At 61.6% G+C, this 18,967-nt stretch carries 21 protein-coding genes and 1 pseudogene; 8 read left to right on the top strand and 14 right to left on the bottom strand.

Features of this window, described 5'->3' with window-relative positions; genetic code table 11:
• Positions 1-215 precede the first annotated feature (215 nt).
• Entirely contained in the window at positions 216-1,955 is a 1,740-nt protein-coding gene (locus C475_RS19070; RefSeq protein WP_082223368.1) for a transposase, read from the top strand.
• Between the two features lie 709 nt (positions 1,956-2,664).
• On the opposite strand, the gene C475_RS24710 is transcribed toward C475_RS19070, so the two are convergent.
• The 3 genes and pseudogenes from C475_RS24710 to C475_RS19060 all read right to left on the bottom strand — a co-directional run bounded on the left by C475_RS24710 (position 2,665) and on the right by C475_RS19060 (position 4,645).
• Positions 2,665-3,069: a hypothetical protein gene (locus C475_RS24710; RefSeq protein WP_204366192.1), complete on the bottom strand. Its 405-nt coding sequence runs from the start codon at positions 3,067-3,069 to the stop codon at positions 2,665-2,667.
• Between the two features lie 338 nt (positions 3,070-3,407).
• Positions 3,408-3,668: a hypothetical protein gene (locus C475_RS24705; protein ID WP_204366191.1), complete on the bottom strand. Its 261-nt coding sequence runs from the start codon at positions 3,666-3,668 to the stop codon at positions 3,408-3,410.
• A gap of 341 nt (positions 3,669-4,009) precedes the next feature.
• Positions 4,010-4,645 (bottom strand): annotated as a pseudogene (locus C475_RS19060) (IS6 family transposase).
• A 262-nt stretch (positions 4,646-4,907) separates the two neighbouring features.
• Between C475_RS19060 and C475_RS19055 the strand changes: the two are divergent.
• On the top strand, positions 4,908-5,684 hold the full coding sequence (locus tag C475_RS19055) for a DUF63 family protein (protein WP_006885526.1): 777 nt from the start codon (positions 4,908-4,910) through the stop codon (positions 5,682-5,684).
• Between the two features lies 1 nt (position 5,685).
• On the opposite strand, the gene C475_RS22570 is transcribed toward C475_RS19055, so the two are convergent.
• Positions 5,686-6,480 carry a DUF7546 family protein gene (locus C475_RS22570; protein WP_235728483.1) on the bottom strand — a complete coding sequence of 265 codons (795 nt, stop codon included), beginning with the start codon at positions 6,478-6,480 and terminating at the stop codon, positions 5,686-5,688.
• A 348-nt stretch (positions 6,481-6,828) separates the two neighbouring features.
• On the opposite strand from C475_RS22570, the gene C475_RS24995 reads away from it, so the two are divergent.
• A complete protein-coding gene (locus C475_RS24995; RefSeq protein WP_006885524.1) occupies positions 6,829-7,089 on the top strand; it encodes a helix-turn-helix domain-containing protein in 261 nt (86 codons plus the stop codon).
• Positions 7,090-7,277: 188 nt separating this feature from the next.
• Here C475_RS24995 and C475_RS19045 read toward each other — a convergent pair whose 3' ends face one another.
• The 5 genes from C475_RS19045 to C475_RS19025 all read right to left on the bottom strand — a co-directional run bounded on the left by C475_RS19045 (position 7,278) and on the right by C475_RS19025 (position 11,139).
• Positions 7,278-7,583 (bottom strand): putative quinol monooxygenase, encoded by a 306-nt coding sequence (locus tag C475_RS19045; RefSeq protein WP_006885523.1) that lies wholly within the window; start codon positions 7,581-7,583, stop codon positions 7,278-7,280.
• A gap of 165 nt (positions 7,584-7,748) precedes the next feature.
• Entirely contained in the window at positions 7,749-8,105 is a 357-nt protein-coding gene (locus C475_RS19040; RefSeq protein ID WP_006885522.1) for a DsrE family protein, read from the bottom strand.
• Positions 8,106-8,186: 81 nt separating this feature from the next.
• On the bottom strand, positions 8,187-9,626 hold the full coding sequence (locus tag C475_RS19035; RefSeq protein ID WP_006885521.1) for a dihydrolipoyl dehydrogenase: 1,440 nt from the start codon (positions 9,624-9,626) through the stop codon (positions 8,187-8,189).
• A 225-nt stretch (positions 9,627-9,851) separates the two neighbouring features.
• Complete coding sequence (locus C475_RS19030) at positions 9,852-10,376, bottom strand: peroxiredoxin family protein (RefSeq protein WP_006885520.1); 525 nt, start codon at positions 10,374-10,376, stop codon at positions 9,852-9,854.
• Positions 10,377-10,446: 70 nt separating this feature from the next.
• Positions 10,447-11,139 carry a hypothetical protein gene (locus C475_RS19025; protein WP_006885519.1) on the bottom strand — a complete coding sequence of 231 codons (693 nt, stop codon included), beginning with the start codon at positions 11,137-11,139 and terminating at the stop codon, positions 10,447-10,449.
• Between the two features lie 75 nt (positions 11,140-11,214).
• Here C475_RS19025 and C475_RS19020 point away from each other — a divergent pair, with 75 nt between their 5' ends.
• Positions 11,215-12,189 (top strand): prenyltransferase, encoded by a 975-nt coding sequence (locus C475_RS19020; protein WP_006885518.1) that lies wholly within the window; start codon positions 11,215-11,217, stop codon positions 12,187-12,189.
• Positions 12,190-12,255: 66 nt separating this feature from the next.
• On the top strand, positions 12,256-13,062 hold the full coding sequence (locus C475_RS19015; protein WP_006885517.1) for a DUF547 domain-containing protein: 807 nt from the start codon (positions 12,256-12,258) through the stop codon (positions 13,060-13,062).
• 88 nt (positions 13,063-13,150) lie between these two features.
• On the opposite strand, the gene C475_RS19010 is transcribed toward C475_RS19015, so the two are convergent.
• Positions 13,151-14,077 carry a DUF3179 domain-containing protein gene (locus C475_RS19010; RefSeq protein ID WP_006885516.1) on the bottom strand — a complete coding sequence of 309 codons (927 nt, stop codon included), beginning with the start codon at positions 14,075-14,077 and terminating at the stop codon, positions 13,151-13,153.
• A gap of 121 nt (positions 14,078-14,198) precedes the next feature.
• Here C475_RS19010 and C475_RS19005 point away from each other — a divergent pair, with 121 nt between their 5' ends.
• From C475_RS19005 to C475_RS18995, 3 genes are all read left to right on the top strand, one after another.
• Positions 14,199-15,149, top strand: coding sequence for a DUF3179 domain-containing protein (locus C475_RS19005; protein WP_049930973.1), 951 nt, complete (start codon positions 14,199-14,201; stop codon positions 15,147-15,149).
• A gap of 105 nt (positions 15,150-15,254) precedes the next feature.
• Positions 15,255-16,415, top strand: a complete 1,161-nt coding sequence (locus C475_RS19000; RefSeq protein WP_006885514.1) for a DUF3179 domain-containing protein — start codon at positions 15,255-15,257, stop codon at positions 16,413-16,415.
• On the top strand, positions 16,408-17,013 hold the full coding sequence (locus tag C475_RS18995; protein ID WP_006885513.1) for a hypothetical protein: 606 nt from the start codon (positions 16,408-16,410) through the stop codon (positions 17,011-17,013). The genes C475_RS19000 and C475_RS18995 overlap by 8 nt, the downstream gene beginning before the upstream one ends.
• A 368-nt stretch (positions 17,014-17,381) precedes the next feature.
• On the opposite strand, the gene C475_RS18990 is transcribed toward C475_RS18995, so the two are convergent.
• The 4 genes from C475_RS18990 to C475_RS18975 form a co-directional block, all read right to left on the bottom strand.
• Positions 17,382-17,771 (bottom strand): helix-turn-helix domain-containing protein, encoded by a 390-nt coding sequence (locus tag C475_RS18990; protein WP_006885512.1) that lies wholly within the window; start codon positions 17,769-17,771, stop codon positions 17,382-17,384.
• Between the two features lie 119 nt (positions 17,772-17,890).
• Entirely contained in the window at positions 17,891-18,124 is a 234-nt protein-coding gene (locus tag C475_RS18985; protein WP_006885511.1) for a hypothetical protein, read from the bottom strand.
• Between the two features lie 45 nt (positions 18,125-18,169).
• The gene (locus tag C475_RS18980; protein ID WP_152436519.1) at positions 18,170-18,472 is read right to left on the bottom strand and encodes a hypothetical protein; all 303 of its coding nucleotides are present in this window, start codon (positions 18,470-18,472) and stop codon (positions 18,170-18,172) included.
• Positions 18,469-18,951 (bottom strand): dihydrofolate reductase, encoded by a 483-nt coding sequence (locus tag C475_RS18975; protein WP_006885509.1) that lies wholly within the window; start codon positions 18,949-18,951, stop codon positions 18,469-18,471. Before C475_RS18975 ends, C475_RS18980 begins: the two co-directional genes overlap by 4 nt.
• Positions 18,952-18,967: the final 16 nt, after the last annotated feature.

The raw sequence follows: 18,967 nt of genomic DNA, 5'->3' as shown, positions 1-18,967 counted from the left end.
TTTATTAGCCACCGATCTCACTCCCGGCAGTTGGTACTGCAAGTGGTAACAGGGGATGGGTACTTGAATGACCGATACAGGTGTGTCTGCAGCGTACAGCTTGAATATGTCTCTGAACGGGAGTACCAGAGTCTGGATGGATATCCCGCGCTTACATCCCAGGTTTCGCAACTGGTCTTCGGAACATCTAGCCCGCTGGAGATACCAGCAAAACTGTGTCTCATGAGTCTGACTCCCGGCCCGCACTGGCTGAAGCAATCGTCCTTCACGCTCGTTCTGTCTGCGAGACTACTGACCAACTGTGGCGTGTCCTCGGTCGTGTTTCGATTCCCATGGACAGACTGACCGATAATCGACAGCAGCACAAAGCCACCTTCGGCACTGACTCGATGGCTCGGGTCTACCTCTACCAGCAGATATTCGGGCTCACTCAAAGTGAGGTGGCGACCCGCCTTGACGCTCGACCATCGCTGCTGAAAGAACTGGGGATGGGCCACCCGCCAACCCAACAGAACCTCTCCTACGCGTGGAAACAGTTCAGCGACCAGACCAAGACCATCTTGGAGGCCGCAGCCAACGGGATCGCGCAGGAAGCCGTCGACCAAGGCATCATCATGGAAACACGGGTTCCGATTATCTCTGACAGAGATGCCCACTCTGACGACGGGGACGAAGCCACTGCATCGCGTGAGTACGTCCGCGAACAGGGCACCAAACTGGTTGAACTGGCCCGTCGGCACGCGTTCAGCGAGTTCAACTCCCATCGATCCAACAACAGAATCTACGACGACGAAGAAATACTGAATTTGTTCTCAACAGCCTGCCTCACGCAGGGTAGCGCCCACTCAGAAGGCGAAGCGGGCTGGTTTCTCGACGAAAACGATATCTGCGACGACTCGACGTTCCTGCGAGTGATTAAGCAGTTTGCGATGCCAGCCGATCAAGACCTCCCGAACCCGCTCCAAGAGTACAGCCTTGAGGATGTCGTCGCATTCACCGAAGAGTTTCGAGCAGTGTTGATGGACGCTTTCGACACTGCAACCCAGAACATCCTTCGAACAATCCGTTACGAGAACCCATTCGACGACCGCCACACTGTTGCCGCAATCGACTTTACACACGTCCCGTACCACGTCTGGCCGTGGATCGACAAGGACAACCAAATCCCGAAAGCGGACTATCTACCGATGGTCAGCGGCTACACGAAAGACGGCGAGCTCAAACACGGCTACACCTTCGCGACGATCACCATCGTCGGCAACCAGGTTCCAATTATTCTCGGGATCGAACCGGTCAAAGAACACTCCAAGTGGGAACCCGCCGAGACACCGGCTGATTCGAAAGCCGATGTCGTAGCTCGCCTGCTGGACCGTGCCCAGCAGTACGTCGATCTCGATGAAGTCCTGCTCGACCGTGGGTTCTACAGCGACGATGTTTACGCCGAGATTCACGACAGAGACGTGCTGTACACGACGCCAGTGCCGAAGTACGAAGACGACTACGAGACGATCAAGCAGATCGAAAGAAAGGAAGACGCCGACGCTGCGGTCAAGCACGATGTACCGCTGGCTTTCGACGGAGAAGTCCATCACACTGCGGAGTTTCTGTACGTCCCAGCGACTGCGGATGACGCTGACGGCAACTACGCCGTGTTCGTAACGAATCGTGACCGCGTCGAGCCTGAGGAGATCCACCACGTCACGAACAGCTACAGCCGCCGCTGGGACATCGAAAACCAGTACAAGTCACTGAAAGCGTTCCTGCCGAAGACCTCCTCGAAAGACTACCGCATTCGACTGTTCACCTTCACGTTCGCGGCGCTGCTGTACAACCTCTGGCGACTCACCGACTTTCTGGTGAAAGCGGGACTAGGCCGTGACATCAGATCGCCACCGGTTGTGACTGTTAGGACGTTCGTCCGAGCCGTTGGTCGGTACCTCCGCGAGATAGACTGACGTCTGAGACTCCCTTCGGATCGCCCTTGGTGAGCCGCAGCACTCGCGCGTTCGGCTAAATTAACGGTGTATCCCCAGGATAACGGAGTAATTCTCGGCCAGGCCGAAGCATATGCATTGGCGTCGACCGAGAACCTATCAGACACCGTCGAATTATCCGATTCTTCGTTTGTAGCGGCTCTACATCCCGAAAACGTGGGAACAGTGAGTCGCCAGATGTTGTACAGCAACACCTCGAACACGAAGTAAAATAGGTACACGGTGGTCTTTCGAGGAGTTCTTTGCGAGGAAGTCGCTCTTATCGACTTGTACTCGTTCTCGATCTGCCGGCGCCGGCTGTAGTGCCGACAAAACGCTTCGGCTTCATTGGGTCCGACTCGGAGATTCGTCGCAGAGGCGGCCATTCCTTCGCCACTCGTCGAAGGGACGTACAGGAACTGCATCGGATGCGACCCCGTCTCGACGTGAGCAGACGCTGATTCGACGGCGACATCCCTATTTTCCCTACCTATTTATTCGATCACTTCCCGTTCAGAACTCGTGATTCGCTTCGGGATGGGGTAGTTGACCCCGAGCTCGAGAGTGTCTGGAACACGTCCATCGAGTCGAACTCGCGGTCACACAGGACCGTCTCTATCGGAACGTGCTCTTTCGCTCGCGTCACGAGTCGCCGGACGACACGGTGGACCTGATTCGACGGATTCTCGTCCTAGGTGGAACTCTCGCGGATGGGTTCGACCGGCAGGACAAGCGGAATGTTATCTCCGGTAATCGAGAGCGTTGCGAACTTGAATGCCCGTTCTTGCTCGCCGGGCACTTCGCTGACCATCGGCACCTCCCCGACGTCGCCGTAGTAGTGGATGGTGGTGATGTCGATTGCTGCAGTCACCGGTCGACGAAACGAGGCCTCCGATCCAATTGCTGATAACAGTCGGTCGCAGGCTTTATTAAAGCCCTCAATGAGCGCTTTCGGATCGAACTGTTTGACCGCTCGCAGATGGGTGTTGCCGTGTGGACCGTAGTCATCCCTACGCCGGAACTGGAAGCGAGCAGCCCCTTGGGCGGTGCCACAACCGACCATCCCAATGAACGTCTGCAACTCGAATAATTGCACGTCCTCGTAGGAGGCGTTCTACGCCCGACCAGAGTCGAATCCGTCGAAGCCGTGGTCCCGTTCGAGGCGTGTCGACAGGCGAATCTGCTCGTCTGAGAACTCAGTGCCCGTAGACTCGTCCTGCTCATTGTCTTCGACTGACTCCAGCTTCGAGTCAGTACCTCCGCTTTCGGGCGTACCACAGAGATGGTGGGGCCGTAGTCGTGGATCTCTTTGACCACGTAGTGGGGGGCGACGGTCACCTACTCGCGGACACCATCGTCGAAACGAGAGCGCAAGGTACGCGAGAGCACGGATTCGTCGGGGACATGATCCAGTCCGAACGGCTCGGCGAGTTCCTAATACGTTTCGAGCGTTCGGTAGCTGTCGCCAGTCATCTCCCGATAGATGAACAGCAGGAGCATGCCCCGGAACGGATCGGGTGCCGGGTGCCATTCCGGATAGCCGTCCTTGAGATGGTTTGTGTAGAGTGTGACCTCACAGACCGCGGATCGAAGACACGTTCCATCTCGCAGCGTCTCCTCGAGTTCGATTCCAGTCTTGTAGGCGTGGGTCATCCTACAACCACGCTCCGAGAGCGGGTCCAACGTCTCTGGCATCGAACCTCGATTGCATCGGCAAGATGGAAACGGCCGCGGTCTCGTCTATACTATGTGGTATGCTACTCTTGTTCAGCCATTATAAAACTCTTCGGCAGACACGGCGTTTAGTGGGCTATGGTTATTGTTGGTCCCACCCGCGACCGATCGCCGCTCCGAGGACCAGTCCAATTCCCATTCCCAGGCCGATACTATCGATCGCAATCCCGAGACCGACGCCCAGAGCGAGGCCGATGCCAGCACCACGCTTGACTCCCGGCCCTGTCGTTTCTGGATATAACCCCATACAAAATAGAGGCTAGTACAGAATATAATCCTTGGCTCTGTGCGGGAGGTGGTGTTTAGTTAGTGGTATTGTGCCAGCGAGAAAAGGTTTGAAGCCATAATTCGGCGGTTTCCGGTTCAACGTGACTGAAGCAGTTCGAAAACGACGACGTTCGACGCTTCATCTCTCGAAAGATCCGTTCGACAGCGTTGCGATTTCCGTGGCGACGCATCTGAAATCGGAGTCCAGCTCGTTACAGTGCGGTTTGGAGGTGTTGAGCGCCGTCGACGAGAAAGACGGCAGTTTCGACATCGTGTTTGTGTTGCAGTTCACGGAGACAGATCTCGGTGAGAGCTTTCGTGGTCGTCGAAAAGAGCCGGACGTGAAGCAGGTCGTTTGTTTCGGGGTCTGCAGCAGCGTACAGCCAGAATTGCTGGTCGTTGATCCGAATCACCGTTTCGTCAAGCGCGATCTGATTCGGAGACTGCCCGGGTTCGGGCTGTAGATTGGCTTTCTGGGCCCAATCGTGGACCGCTTTGCGACTCCGCTCGACATCCAGGTCTGCGAGTAGATCGGTGGTATTCGACAGCGACAAGCCCGCAACGTGCGATTGAATACCCTGTGCCATCGCCGGCTTGGGTGTCCGCTCGCGCTCCACAAAATCCAAATCTATCCAGTCTCTATGACCGCTGAGGCGGGCAATTTCTGCCATAGACCTGCAAGAAATTCGCCTGCCTCGCTTTTCACGCTTAACTAAACACGACCGGGGCACGCCGAAAATGAATTGCTGTATCGAGCGACCCTCATAGCCAGTCGTCGAAGTAGACTCTCGGAGGACATCGTTTTAAGTCAACCCAACCTATCGAAATCACGGAGTCGATGATACAAATCGTCGGTCCTGACGAGTTTGCACCCTTAGGTGAGATATCGGATTCGGCCGCGATAGCCCGTGAAATGGGGTCAGAGTCTGTCTGATGAAGGCGATTGTTGCGTTCGTTCTTCTCGGTTTTATATTTATAAGCCTCACTCTCGCAGTCAAAGCGAGGCAGATAGCTATCACAAAGCAGCTGATCGTCGCGCTGGTCCCTTGGTTCGGCATTGTCGGTGCGACGTACGCTCTCGAAGAAGCAATTTCCTGGCCAAAGTGGTTGACACTGCTCATTCAGACTCCGATGGCGTACGTTACCGTGAGCGTGGTCGTCCTCACGATATGGATCGTTCTCGATGCGTTCGGGACTGATAGACTGCCCACTGCGACTGCCTCCCTCGGGACACTGATTCTCTTTGCGGTCGGCGTTGCGGTCATACTCGCCGTCGCACCAAATCAAACTGGTGTGCTTCGCTGGAACGCTATTTCGGTCGTTCTCGCTTTTGTACTGACTGGTGTAGTTAGTATAGTTTTGTACAAAATTGAAAAAGAATCAGTGGGCGGTTGGCTCGGTGCAACCGTTGTATTCTCTCACGTTCTCGATGCGATGACTACAGTGATCGGCCTCGAAGTCCTCGGGGCGACCGAACGGAATCCGATTTCTGCAGCGGTCATCAACGCTGGCAACGCTAACATCAACGAGGTTCCAGGAGTTATCATGTTCTTGTTCATCAAAATCACTGTGGCCGTACTTATTGTACGGTTCGCGGCGGATACCGACTCACAACCTGATATCGAAACTCTGGGGCTCTTAGTCGTGGCGGGGGGTGTTGGATTGGCACCGGCAGTCCACAACCTCGTTTTGTTCAGTCTGGTATTTTGATTCACTCGCTAAACGGGTTCCACACCAGCAACAAGACCGAAGTAGCGAAGACTAGCGTGGAGAGTCCGTACGGCTGCTTCACAGCGGCAGAGGTAACGACGGATCCCCCGCCAAATACGAGGGCAGCGAACGAACTGAGTATCGGCCACGTACAACTGACGCACGAAGCGAACCCAAGAATTCCGGTGAGAGCCGACCCGTCGAGGTCGAGCAGTGTCACGTAAACCAGGTACGAGAGGCCAATATAACCGATCAGCTGGTAGGGGAAAATCGAGACGCGGAGCCAGTCGCCGCCGTACAATAGCGCAGGACTCCATCCTGGTGGGAGCGAACGAATAGTGAGACGGATTGCTCCACCACCGTGGGTGTGGCCGTGGAACGCATGGCCGGGTCCGATCAGTCCACCAGCGATAGACAACACTAGTAGATACAGGCCAGTCAAGGCGCCAACGGCCCACGTTCGTCGTTTGGTTGCGGTCGGACGCGATACCGACAGTACCGCCCAGACTGTGAGGTTGATCCAGACGAACGGGTATAGTAACATCAAACCATTCGTCACCGTATTCGACGTGACGGAGAGATAGACAAGCAGTAACAGAAGTTCGCTATTGACGACGAGCGCCCCGAAAAGTAAAGCCCGATTCGTCGGACGACGAGATGAGAACCAGACCGACGCGTTCGAGACGAGTGCATACAGGTCCCCCTTCCCCGAAGTTTCTGGCTTCATACTGATATCGGAGTTCCCGCTTCTAATTATATCAACTGGTTCATTTGCCCACGTCGAGTAATCTACCATCGGAACGATATCTCGATCTCGCCACTCAACTATCTCTTAGGTGGCCGAAGAGTACGAGAATTCGTGGTCCTATTATATTCTCACATCGGGTGAGCTACGAGTAACCCCGTTACCATTACGTAACTATGACTGTAATTTGGATGAGGTCCGGATTCACAATCTCAAAAGCAGTGTGTCGCTCCGTACGACCAGATCTGAACGGGAAACTGTCCGTTCGCACACGGCAGGAGATGTCCTAAAACAGCGAATTGACGACGATACGTGGTGAGACCGTCTACTACCGGATGTGCGGATAGCGCGCATTCCCGGTATGGGATTACAAACAGTCCCGACTCATCTTCCGAGTAGATGACCGGGCGTTCTACTTCGATTCACGATACGAATCGTGCCGCTCTGACGGACCTCCCTCCGAGCGCGAAATTGGTCGCAAAGACACTGGAGTACGAGGGAGACCTCACACAGTCACAGATATCCGAATCAGCGCGCCTTCCGCAACGGACGGTCCGATTTGCATTAACAAAACTCGAGGACAACAATATCGTTCGTTCTCGGATTTCGTTCATGGACGCCAGAAAGCGAGTCTATACGCTTTCTACCGAAGAAGGATAGACTCAGAAGCTCTGTGGTAGACGCTAATATAGTGATCAACGACCCTGTCAGAGTCGATCTCGGTAGCTCAGATAGAAATTCTCGGAGTGGGTGAAATCGAGGGAGTGCAACGGGGACCGATACCCCATCTACTAGCTTGACTCGACTGGACTACCCGATCAGAGAAAGTAACCGCCTCTTCACATCCCTCAGAGTTCTAGATCTGCTACAGAATCGATGTCGAATCGAGTGACGGTCGGCTCACCCGCGAGTACGTCGGGGAGCGCAGACTCGAACTCTTCGAAGTGTTCTGTTTCAGCGTGGGCACCGAACGCTGCTTCGTCCTCGTACCGCTCGAAGAATCTGAACGTGTTCGGGTCTTCGATGTCAGCCCCGACACGGTACTCGATGACTCCGTCTTCGCTGCGCGATTGCTCGGCCAGTTCTCGCATCAATTCGGTCGCTTCTTCGCGGTGTTGCGGATCTATCGGGAACGTCGCGTAGATGATGACCATCGCGTATCAGAGTGCGACAGGGACGGTCAAAATTGTTCGGCAACTGTGTGCCCACCGTACCCGACGGCGAATTACCTGAACACCCCACAGTCGAGGCCAGCGATTCATTTATCCGAAGCTTCGAAGAGGGGAACGGGAGGAGCGTGGCTACCGCTCGGACCCGGATTAGAAGGTGATGATCTCGTAGTCGTCGTCGACGAGCGAGCGAATGCTCGGGTGGCCGTCGTGGTCGTCGAGGGTCACGACGCCGGCGTCGTCGACTGCGTCCTCGACACCGAACGCACCGGCACAGAAGTCACACACCGACGTGTCGTCTCGGACCGCCTGGTAGAGCTCGTGGTAGTCGCTCTCTTCGTCTTCGAGTTCCGGGATCCACTGTGTCCCGGCACCGTCGAAGATGAGTTCGACTTCGTCACCGTCGGTCTGTGCAAACTCCTTGGCTGTCTCGAGTCCGTTGACGAGACGACCCGTATCAGCGTGCGATTCCGTTCCGGCGAGGATTACGACTGCTGCTTTCGTCATTGCAACCAAGGGTACGGACAGGACCCACAAAAACGCACGCGAACGGTTCAGTAAGGTAGTTACGCGAGTGTAAGTAGAACGCTAGTGATGGTGGTGGTCGTGGCCATTTCCGCCGCGACTGAACTGTCCGGAGAAGGCACGCTGAACGACTTCGGGAAGCGCCGGATGAATATGGACCGATTCTCTGATATCCCGAACGGTACCAGACCCGGCCTTCATCGCGACGACGACCTCCTGAATCAGCGTCGAGGCGTCGGGACCGACGATATGACAGCCGAGTATTCCACCATCGAGATCGACCAGCACCTTCACGAAGCCATCGGCTTTCATCGCGTCGCCGCGTGCGGTCTCCTCGTACCGGTAGGTGTTAGTCGCGTAGTCTCGGCCCGCTTCGCGAAGGTCCTGTTCGAGTGCGCCGACGCCAGCGACTTCCGGCGAGGCGAAAACGGCGAACGGCATCGCACTGTAGTCGACTGGTTCGAGTTCGCTCCCGAAGATATTCCTGGCCACTGCCTTGGCCTCGTGGTTCGCACTGTGTTTCAGGAGGTACTCACCGACGATGTCTCCCAGCGCCCAGACGCCGTCGGCGTCCGTCCGGAGGTATTCGTCGGTCGCGACGAACCCCCTGTCGTCGGTCTCGACGCTCGTCGCGTCGAGGTTCAGCGTGTCGGTGTTGGGCACTCGTCCGGCGGCGACGAGCAGTTCGTCACCGGTCACCGTCACGGACTCACCGTCGTCTACGACCCCTGGCTCGTCGCCGTACTCGTACGGACGTGCTTCGACGGTGATCTCACCGTCGTCCTCGCTGACTCCCGTCGCGGCGTGTCCGGTATGGACGGTGAACCGATCGGCATAGCGCTCCGTGAACGCTTCGGCCACCTCCTCGTCGGCTTCCGGAAGCAGGTTCGGGCGACGGCCGACGACGGTCACGTCGCTGCCGAAGGTATCGAAGAAGTGGCCGAGTTCGGCCGCGATGTACCCACCGCCGACGATGACGAGCCGGTCCGGGGGTGTTTCGAGCTGGAGCGCCTCGGTACTCGTCAGATACGCCACATCATCGATTCCATCGACGTTCGGAATCCCGGGCCGTGTCCCGGCGGCGATGAGGACCGTTTCCGCCCGCAGGCGAGCGCCGTCGTCGTCGCCATCTGAGACTTCGACGGTCCGTTCGTCGACGAACCTGGCCTCGCCGTCGAACAGCGCGTGCTGCGACGACGACTCCAGACCCCGTCGGATGGATTCGGAGTCCTCCTGCACGTCTTCGTTGACGTTTCGAACGATCGCTGCGAAGTCGACATCGTCTACCGTCGCTTCGATCTCGAACTCGTCGGCGTGTTCGACCGTCTCCATCACGTCCGCGTGGTACAGCAGGTGTTTCGACGGGATGCAGCCTCGATTGAGACAGGTGCCGCCGAGCGGCCCCTTCTCCACGACTGCGACCGACTGGCCCTGGCTCGCCGCGACACTCGCGACATCGAGGCCCGAACCCGACCCGATAACCAAGAAATCGAACTCTTCCATACAGTCGTCCAGGGCCCGAAGCATTATGAAATTCAAGTAACGGGGTGGTAAGTCGCTCCTGCGAGTCGAGCGTCTGGAACGAAGGCGTTCTCACGGACCATGCACTGCCAATTCAGGCAGGGTTCACGTGCGGCGAGATGCAGTAGATCCGTGACGTATCTGTCGCGGTTCGCGTTGTCCTCGACATATCCACGTCGATCGGTCGACTTCTTTCGAGCCTGTGGATTACCCGTCGGTGGATGTGGTCTCTCCATCCGCCGCGAGGTCGTCGAGCGTCGCGAGCAACTCGTCGATGCTGGGGCGGTCGAACGTCGAGTTACTGCTGTACGTGTAGACGACCTCGGGGTCGCCCTCGCCACCGCTCCGGTCGAGGACCACGATCTGTGGCATCCGGCCCAAGAAATCGGACACGGAGCCGAGCAGGCCGAATCGGACTGGCTGGTCGTAGGCGTCACCGACAGCGGCGTCCTCGTCGGCGAGCAGCGGGTACGGCAGGTCGTACTCCGCTTGCCACTGCTCGACGCGGTCCAGCGGCTCCGGCACGACCGAGACCGGTTCCGCGCCGCGCGCTCTGAACGCGTCTACCCGGTCGGCGACCGCTTGCACCTGCTCCCGGCAGTTCGTGCAGTAGTGGTCTCGCTGGAAGAACAGGACGGCGAACCGGATCTCCGGCGAGAGGTCGGCGATCGAGAACGGGTCCGGCTCCGCGGCCGCGTTCGGCAGCGAAAACTCCAGGGCTGTCGTATCCATCACCTCCGATATCGGACTCCAGACTCTTGGCTGCTGCCCTCGCGGCCGGAGAACGGGATGATTGTCCGGTTCAGTCGAACTGCTCGGCCACGTCGGATTTAGCCTCGTGGACGACCCGCCGCTCGGCGCGGCGCATCGCGCGGACCGCCTCGTCGGTGTAGTCCAGCGAGACGGCCGGCAGCCGCCCAGCCAGTGGACCGGAGAGCACGTCGGCGGGGTCGATACGCACCTCGAAGGCGAACGCGTCGCGGTGGCGTCGCAGTGGGCCGGTGAACGGGACGACCGTCTCCACCAGTGAACGCGCACGTTCCTCGTCGAACGCGTTCCGGACGGCCGGCCAGAACTCGTCTTCCGGCCGCTCGACGATGGGTACGACCCCGTCGCCGAGTCGCTGGAGCCGGCCGAGGACGTCCTCGACGACAGCTCGGCGCCGCTCGGGTGTCAAGTCGGGGTCCAGCGCCTGCACCATGCTGTCGTGTTCGAGCAGCTCGGTCTCGACCGCCCCGACGGGGCGGTCGTCCTTGACGGCCGTGAGGATGACGCGGAACTGTTCGACCGAGCGCTGGCGGTACGCCTCCAGTTCCGGTTCGACGACCTGCCGTTCCAACGCGTCGGTGTGGCGCCGGAGCCGGTCGACGAGCGCGCCGCCTGGGCCGAGCCCTGTCCCCCGAAGCGCTCGCTCCACGCTGAACTCTCGACGGGTCGCTTCGGCCGTTCGGTCGACGAACGTCTCGAACCCATCGACCGCCGCCGCTCGTGTCATCTGCAAGACGGTCAGGAGCGAGCGGTATTGAACCTTACCGACAGAGCTACCCGCGCCGCGGCCACAGCAGCACCTATGTCGACCCCGTCCGTTCGCTCGCGACTCGTCGACCGGCTGCCGCGGCTCTGGGCGCTGTGGGCGGCGAGTCGGCCGAGTCAGGTCGCGCTGGTCGTCCTCGTCTACCTGCTCGGGGTCGGGATGTCGACTGCCGGCCCGCCGCTGGTCGCCGGGACCGCGACCGCTGCGACACCGGCCGACGTGACTGCCCCGGCGTTCGCCTCGCGCGTCCTCGCCGGCGCGGTCGCGTTGTTGCCGGTCACAGTGACTATCCACTACGCGAACGAATACGCGGACGCGGACACGGACGCGCTGACCGACCGCACGCCGTTCTCGGGCGGCAGCGGGGCGCTCGCACGTACCGGACTACCACGGTCGTTCCTCCGGCGGGCGACCGTCGCCGCCCTCTCGGCCTCAGTCGTCGTGATCGTGGTTGTCGCCGGGACCGGCTGGGTGCCGCCCACGGCGGCGGGACTGCTCGTCGTGACGCTGTTCGCCGGGCTGGCGTACTCGCTGCCGCCCGTGGCGCTGGTTAGACGCAGCGTCGGAGAACTCGTCAACGCGACGCTGGGCGGTATCGTACTCCCGATTTACGGTGTCACGGTCGTAGCGACACCGACCGTCGCCACCGCGCTGGCGCCCCTCCCGTTCGCGGCGGTGGTCGGCTGCAACCTCCTGGCGACCCACTGGCCCGACCGCCGTGCGGACGAGCGGGTCGGCAAGCGGACGCTGGCCGTTCGGTGGTCGCCCGGGCGCATCCGGCGGGCGTACGTCGCGCTCGCCGGGCTCGCCGCGCTGGCAGCCGCGGCGCTGTGGGTCGGTGGCGTCCTCCCGACGACCGTCGCCGCGGCGCACCTCGCGGCGTCCCCCTTCCTCATCTGGGGTCGAGCCACGCTCACGCGACAGCGGAGTCCTCTCCCGTCGGTTCTGGCTATGGTCATGCTCGCGGTCGCCGTCACGGTCGCCTGGTGGAGCGTCGGCGTCGGTCTGTAAGCGGGTCCGCGCGATCCGCTCTCGACCGCGGACGATTTTTATTCGTCCGCACCCTCGTTTGGGACGATGGGAGACTCGTCCGGCGACGACGGTCGAGAGGCGGACACGGGCCCGGACGTTCCGGGATCCCCTGCCGTCGGTGATGCGAACGACTTCGATTCGGCGCCGTCGGCGCCGACGGAGCTGGCCCGTGGGCTGCTCGAACGGGTCCGCCGCAGAGAGCCCACCGAACAGTTCCGCCAGTCGCTAGCCGATATGAACGAGCCGTCACTCGCTCCAGTCCGGACGGAGCGGCGGACGGCGCTGGCCTTCTGGCTGAACGTCTACAACGCGGCGGCCCAGCTCCTGCTCGACAGGCGGCCCACCCTGTTCGAGTCGCGGTGGCGATTCTTCCGAGCGTCGGCGGTCACGGTCGCCGGCGTCGAGTTGAGCCTGGACGACATCGAACACGGAATCCTCCGGGGACAAAAGTCGAAGTACGGGCTCGGATATCTCCCCCGGCTCGGCCGGACGGGGCTGTCCGCGGCGTACCGCCTCGACGCCGACCCGCGGATCCACTTCGCGCTCAACTGTGGGGCGGTGAGCTGTCCGGCTGTGCTCGCCTACACCCCCGAGATCGTCGACGACACGCTGGACGACGCGACGGAGACCTATCTGGACGGGACCGTCGAGTATGACCGCGACCGGGACCGCGTGACGCTCCCGCGGGTCTGTCTGTGGTTCATCGGCGACTTCGGCGGGCGGTCCGGGCTCCGCTCGTTTCTCCGCGAGTTCGACCAGATTCCGGCCGACGCGACGCCGTCGCTGCGCTTCCACGAGTACGATTGGCGCAAGGCGCCACGGAAGTTCGCCGACCGTCGCCGGCAGGGCTGACGCCCGGCGAAGCGCCCGCGACCGACCGCCGAACCCGCCGCGAGCTGTCGAACCGCAACCGCCCCGAACCGTCCTCGTGAAATTTCACTCACGGGGCGTAGAACGAGTCGCGCCCGTGGGCGTCCTGCCAGGTGAACGCGAACAGTCGTCGGGAGGCCAGCCGGTCGAGCGCGCGGCCGTCGGCACTTTCACCCGTAGCCCCGTCCCAGGTCGTCCCGTCGGCGCGGATCGACCCGTCGCGTCGCTCGAAGTCGAACCCAGGGTCCTCGAAGGCGTGAACGCCGTCGTCCGTCGCGAACACGACGACCCGACTGGAGCCGACGGTATCGGTGACGACCCCACCCGCGGCCCGAACGCGAGGGACCGGGTATCCGACGGCCTCGTCGCCGACTTCGACTCCGAGGACGACCGTCTTCGCGTCGATGTCCGTTCGGTCCCACGAGCGGCGCTCCCCCTCGCCTCGCATCCCGTAGAGACCGAACTCGCCGCCCTCGGCGTAGCGCTCGTAGGGGTCCATGTCGTAGACCTCGTCGGGCGAGCGGGTCCCGTCACCGCGTACGGGCTGGAGGACGACGCCGTCGGGGTTGTCAGCGACGAATCGCTCCCAGGAGACGACCGGTGCGGGGATCGCAGGGAGACGCACTCCTTCGAGCGGTCCGGCGATGGCCGCCCCCGTCGGCTGTTTCCACTCCGATTCGGTCTCCCGGTCGTACATGACCAATGCGTCGTCGGCGAGCTTTCCCGAGGTGCCGAACGTCAGCGTCCGGCCGTCGACCACCGGGTCGTAGACGACCGCACTCCAGCAGATCGGACACCAGGTGACTGCAATGGGACGACCGTCGATGGTGTCGTTGACGATCTCGTGATAGCTGAGGACCCGGATCGGATACGCCCGCGGCGGGTCACCGTCGACGACGATCACCTCGTCGTTCGGGTCGCCGAAGTACGTCGGCCCGAACGCAGGATCGTCGATACTGGGGATCGCGTCCCGCGGGAGCACGTCTTGGACGTTCATACACTCGGGTTCGCGCGGATCCTGATAGGGGTTTGGCCGGGCGGCGTTCGCCACGCACCGTCGCGCGGCCGAAACGAGCGACGACCTGAACGTTATGAACCGCGACCGAGTAGTCCGCCGCGTGAACGTCCGACAGGTGATTCCCCGCGACGCCATCCCGAGCGTCGACGACCCGGCGTTCGGAGCCGAGTACCCGGGCGCGGCCGACGACCTCGTCGTCGCGGTCGAGACGGACGACCGGGCTAAGGCCTACCCCGTCCGATACCTCCAGTTCCACGAGGTCGTCAACGACACCGTCGACGGCGACCCGATCGCGGTCACGTGGTGCCCGCTGTGTGGCAGCGCGGTCGTCTACGGGCGGCGTCACGAGGGGCAGACCCTCGAATTCGGAGTCTCGGGGAAACTCGCCGACGACGACCTCGTGCTGTACGACCGCGAGACGGGGAGCGAGTGGAAACAGTCCAGCGGCGACTGCATCGAGGGCGACTTCGCGGGAGACACGCTCTCGGTTCAACCCGCGTCGGTCCTCCCCTGGGGGCGGTTCCGTGACGCCCACCCCGACGGTGTGGTGCTCCGGCGGCCGGGCGGCGAGAGCGAGGCGGCGAGCGAGGGCGACGCGCCCGCCCCCATCGACTACGATGAGTCGCCGTACAGCGACTACTTCGAGAGCGACGGCTTCGGCCTCGCTGCTCACCGCGGCGACGGCTCCCGCGAGTGGGACGGCGACGACCTCGACCCGAAGACGGTCGTCCTCGGGGTCGAAGTCGGCGACAAGGCCGTCGGGTTCCCACTCCCGCGGGTCCGCGACGCGGACGGAGTCGTGCGGGCAACTGTCGGCGCTCGCGACATCGTCGTGTTCGCGACGCCCGATGCCGGGATCCACGGGTACGTCGATCCGGGGTACGCCTTCGTGGTGACCGAGGGCGGGGTCGCGGCCGACGGGACCGTCTGGGACCCCGCGACCGGCCGCGCGGCGGACGGACGGGCGCTGGAACGGCTGCCCACTTGTCGCCTGTTCGCGTTCGCCTGGCGGGACGACCACGGTCCCGACGCGTTCTACCGGCCGGACTGATCTCCCGCTGCGAGCCCCCGGCAGGCCGTGGGGGGCCCTTGGAGGAGTGTGCCGCGCTCGCACAGCCGCTCAACTGTTAATCAAGCGACCGTCCTATAGAGGGTAATGGTGTCTCCCTCACGGCGTCAGTTCCTCTCCGCGGCCGCGCTCGCGGCGATCGGCATCAGCGGCTGTGTCGGTCGCAGCAGCGAGACCACCCCGACGCCGGGAAGCGCGGGACCGGACGAGGCCGGTCGCGCGGACGGAACGGCGGCTGACTCGGCGGATGGAGCCACGGCCGACTCGACGAGCGTGACGGACGCAGTCCCGACCGCCGACGCTCAGCTCCCTTTGCCAATGGAGCCCGCAACGTTGCGCGACAACGCGATGTCGGGCGGTCCGTCGAAAGACGGGATCCCCTCGATCGACGACCCGAAATTCCTCGCGCCCGACGCGGTCGACTACCTCGCCCCGGGTGACCCGGTGTTTGGCGTCGAACGCGACGGCGTCGCGAAGGCCTACCCGCAGAAGATCCTGGCCCACCACGAGATCGTCAACGACGAACTCGCGGGGACCAACGTCGCGGTCACCTACTGTCCGCTCACGGGGACCGTCCAGGGCTTCGAGCGCGGGGAGACGACCTTCGGTGTGTCGGGTCGACTGATCAACAACAACCTCGTCATGTACGACCGGGCGACCGAGACGTGGTGGCCGCAGATCCTCGCCACGTCTATCCCGGGACCGTGGAACGAGGACGCTTCGGTCCGGTCGCTTCGGGAACTCCGGCTGGTCTGGACGACCTGGGAGCGCTGGCGGCGTCACGAGCCCGAGACGCGGGTGCTCTCGACGGACACCGGCCACGCGCGTAACTACGGGTCGGACCCCTACGGCTCGTACAACCCGCGCGGCGGCTACTACGCGAACGGGAACCTGCTGTTCCCGGCGCTGAACAGCACCGATCGCTTCGACAAAAAGACGGTCGTGATGGGCGCCCGGACCGCGGACGGCGCCGTCGCGTTCCTGAAGGAATCGCTCCGCGACCAGAGCCTGATGACGGGCGAACTCGGGGCGGAACCGGTGCTGGCCGTGTACGACCCGGCGCTGGACACGGGGTACGTCTACTGGAACTCGGAGGAGGAGGAGTACCGGTTCGAGGACGGGTCGGTTGTCGGGCCCGACGGAACCGCTCACGAACCGGACTCACTCCCGCTCTCGCGAGTCCACACCTTCGACGCGATGTGGTTCGCCTGGGGCAGCTACTACCCCGAGACCGACGTGTATGAGTGACGGCGTCTTCACGAGCGACCGTTCGCTCGCACACCGGTCGAGGGCCCTCGCCGCGAAGACGCGGGCCGCGACGGCGCTGACGCTGTCCCGCCGCGACGCGCTGGCCGTAGTCGGCGCGGTCACCGCCGGGTACCTGCTGGTGTATCTCTGGGCGCTCGGCCACCTCGCACCGGGACTAGGTGGGTACTCGGTCACCGTAGTCGCCGACCCTCTCGGAAAGCTCCTCGAACCTGCGCTCGGCCCGTTCTCTTATACTCCCGTGGCACAGGTCCGGCTGGGCCCAGTCACCTACCTCTTCTCGTTCAATTCAGTCATCGGGTTCGGGCTGTCGGTGCTGGTCGGGCTGAACTTGGGCCTCACGTACCTCGCCTGGCGACAGCCGAAGGCGTGCGGAATCGGCCAGTCCTCGACGGGGATTCTCGCGAGCGTTCCGGCCGTCCTCTCGGGAACCGCCTGTTGCGGCCCCGTCGTGCTGATCGTCCTCGGAATCCAGGCGTCGAGTGCCCTGCTGACGACGTTCCAGTTTCTCCTCCCGCTCTCTGTCGTCATGCTCGTCGGAAGTCTCGTTCTGGTGAGTCGGCAGATCGATCCTCCGTAACTGTGGTCTCCAACTTGGAATGCTAGACCATCGGATGATCGATAGTCTGTGCGTATCTGAGCGGGAGCAGCGCATAGACGGCCGCGATCCGACGATAGACCGGGTTGTTGACGGCGAACTCAACGGCACCTGCACTTGCTTCGACGAGTAGACCCTCTATCGAGATCTATCTCACCTCACTGGAACCCAGAATCGGGACCGGTACGTCTTCACAGAGCTAATCACTCAGAAACGAGTCCCTGACGGGTTTGTTGGCCTATATTCATATATGGGACATTCAACGAACGACGATTTCCGAAGTTTCTCACCCGCAAGCAAGTTACGTTACCTGAATCAAATTTCAGATCAGCCAACGGAGACTGTAGGATTCATTTGGAGTCCTGTCCGAACTCCTCAATGCGGTCGTGGACGTAGGCGGCCCACTCGTCTAGGGTTTCGTGCATCAATTCGCGTGCCTCGGGTAGTGGTGTAGCGGCGTATTGGTAGACGTGGCCGCCACCATCAAGCAAGCGGCGTTCTCGATCGACCAGGCCTCTCTCTTGCAGAGTTGTCAGCGACCGGTTGATATTGCTCCGGTCGCGGTTGAGCTCAGCGGCCAGTTCCGCAACGGTGGTCCTTGGATTATCACGGAGCGTCAGATACGTTTGAACCTCATGACTCTGGATATCGAACACGCAGGCCAGTACATCCTCAAACGCTGGCTCCTCGTCTAGCATCAGTTCACGAAACCGCTCGGGCGAAGGATCTGCCTGGATCATTGTGCTCTATGGTAGACAGTGCGACAAAATAAATGAACAGGTTACTGACTGGTCACCCAGTATCAAAGACCTCACCGACAGGGGGTGTAAGCGGGCTACGTTGATAACAAACCCAGAGATCACTCGCTGTATCCCTGCTCCTCGATGCACGTACGCATTCCCTGTTCGGTATCGTGATGGTGCAACCGCGTCGGCGTATCACAATAGAACGTCTCCCCATCCCATCGAAGCGTCACATCGTAGTCAGAGTCTAGAAATTCAGTCCGTACTACGACATGCCCCTTTTGTTTGATCGTTTCCAAGAGCGTGTCAGTGTCCATCTCGCCGGGAGTGACAGTTGGAGGATCCGTCATTACCCTGTTTACATCTCGGTAGGTTTTTAATGTTCTTCTGGGCAACTATGCTCTCGCTCGGCACTCAAGGCCCGATACTGGATCGACATCGATCCGGGTGACAGCTGATTCACCTGCGAGCAGGTTCGGTTTCTCCGGGTCGACGGCGACCCGGTCCAGTTCGAGGTCAATGTCGCCGAGTGTCGATTCGAGCCACTTGACGACATCGACCGTGCCGCCCGGCGGGTTTTGCGTCTCGAAGCCCACCAGCCGCTCAGTGAACTCGAACAGTTCCGAACGCTCCGTCGCGAGGTAGTCGTCGACAGCGTCGGAGAGACGTGACGTGTCCATGGGGGTGTCTCCGTTCACTCCGCCTCCCGAACCCACTCTTCGAGGGTGAACTCGTCGTAGTCGACGGCGTCGACGCGCTGCCACTCGCCGGCGTCCCACTCGGGGAAGTACGTGTCCCCCTCGTACTCGCCGGGGATCCGGCTCAGTACCATTCGGTCGACGTACGGCTGGAAGAGGGCGTATATCCCGCCGCCACCGATCACGTAGGCCCGCGACGCGCCGAGCGCGTGGACGCTCCCGACCGCGTCGTCGACGCCGGCGGCGTGGCGCGCGGACTCGACGTCGTACTCGCGGTCGCTCCGACTCACGACTATCTGAGCGGTCCCGGGGAGGTCCTCGCGCATCGACTCGAAGGTCCGACGGCCGAGAATCACCGGATGGTCGGCGATCCGCTCCCGATACTGGCGCCTGTCCTCGGGGATCGACGGCCAGGGGAGTTCTCCGTCGCGACCGATCACGCCGTTATCGGCGACAGCCGCGACCGTAACCAGTTCCACGCGTCGGCCGTCGTAC

The sequence above is a fragment of the Halosimplex carlsbadense 2-9-1 genome (assembly GCF_000337455.1).
Taxonomy (GTDB): Archaea; Halobacteriota; Halobacteria; order Halobacteriales; family Haloarculaceae; genus Halosimplex; species Halosimplex carlsbadense.
This window is presented reverse-complemented; position numbering and strand designations above follow the sequence as displayed.

Excerpts from the sequence above, each read along its gene's own strand:
- C475_RS19010 (WP_006885516.1), bottom strand. The coding sequence starts at position 14,077 with ATGAACGTCCAAGACGTGCTCCCGCGGGACGCGATCCCCAGTATCGAC.
- C475_RS18990 (WP_006885512.1), bottom strand. The coding sequence starts at position 17,771 with ATGATCCAGGCAGATCCTTCGCCCGAGCGGTTTCGTGAACTGATGCTA.
- C475_RS19000 (WP_006885514.1), top strand. The coding sequence starts at position 15,255 with ATGGTGTCTCCCTCACGGCGTCAGTTCCTCTCCGCGGCCGCGCTCGCG.
- C475_RS19025 (WP_006885519.1), bottom strand. The coding sequence starts at position 11,139 with ATGACACGAGCGGCGGCGGTCGATGGGTTCGAGACGTTCGTCGACCGA.
- C475_RS19040 (WP_006885522.1), bottom strand. The coding sequence starts at position 8,105 with ATGACGAAAGCAGCAGTCGTAATCCTCGCCGGAACGGAATCGCACGCT.
- C475_RS19055 (WP_006885526.1), top strand. The coding sequence starts at position 4,908 with ATGAAGGCGATTGTTGCGTTCGTTCTTCTCGGTTTTATATTTATAAGC.
- C475_RS24995 (WP_006885524.1), top strand. The coding sequence starts at position 6,829 with ATGACCGGGCGTTCTACTTCGATTCACGATACGAATCGTGCCGCTCTG.
- C475_RS18985 (WP_006885511.1), bottom strand. The coding sequence starts at position 18,124 with ATGACGGATCCTCCAACTGTCACTCCCGGCGAGATGGACACTGACACG.
- C475_RS18995 (WP_006885513.1), top strand. The coding sequence starts at position 16,408 with ATGAGTGACGGCGTCTTCACGAGCGACCGTTCGCTCGCACACCGGTCG.
- C475_RS19020 (WP_006885518.1), top strand. The coding sequence starts at position 11,215 with ATGTCGACCCCGTCCGTTCGCTCGCGACTCGTCGACCGGCTGCCGCGG.
- C475_RS19030 (WP_006885520.1), bottom strand. The coding sequence starts at position 10,376 with ATGGATACGACAGCCCTGGAGTTTTCGCTGCCGAACGCGGCCGCGGAG.
- C475_RS24705 (WP_204366191.1), bottom strand. The coding sequence starts at position 3,668 with ATGCCAGAGACGTTGGACCCGCTCTCGGAGCGTGGTTGTAGGATGACC.
- C475_RS19015 (WP_006885517.1), top strand. The coding sequence starts at position 12,256 with ATGGGAGACTCGTCCGGCGACGACGGTCGAGAGGCGGACACGGGCCCG.
- C475_RS22570 (WP_235728483.1), bottom strand. The coding sequence starts at position 6,480 with ATGGTAGATTACTCGACGTGGGCAAATGAACCAGTTGATATAATTAGA.
- C475_RS19035 (WP_006885521.1), bottom strand. The coding sequence starts at position 9,626 with ATGGAAGAGTTCGATTTCTTGGTTATCGGGTCGGGTTCGGGCCTCGAT.
- C475_RS19045 (WP_006885523.1), bottom strand. The coding sequence starts at position 7,583 with ATGGTCATCATCTACGCGACGTTCCCGATAGATCCGCAACACCGCGAA.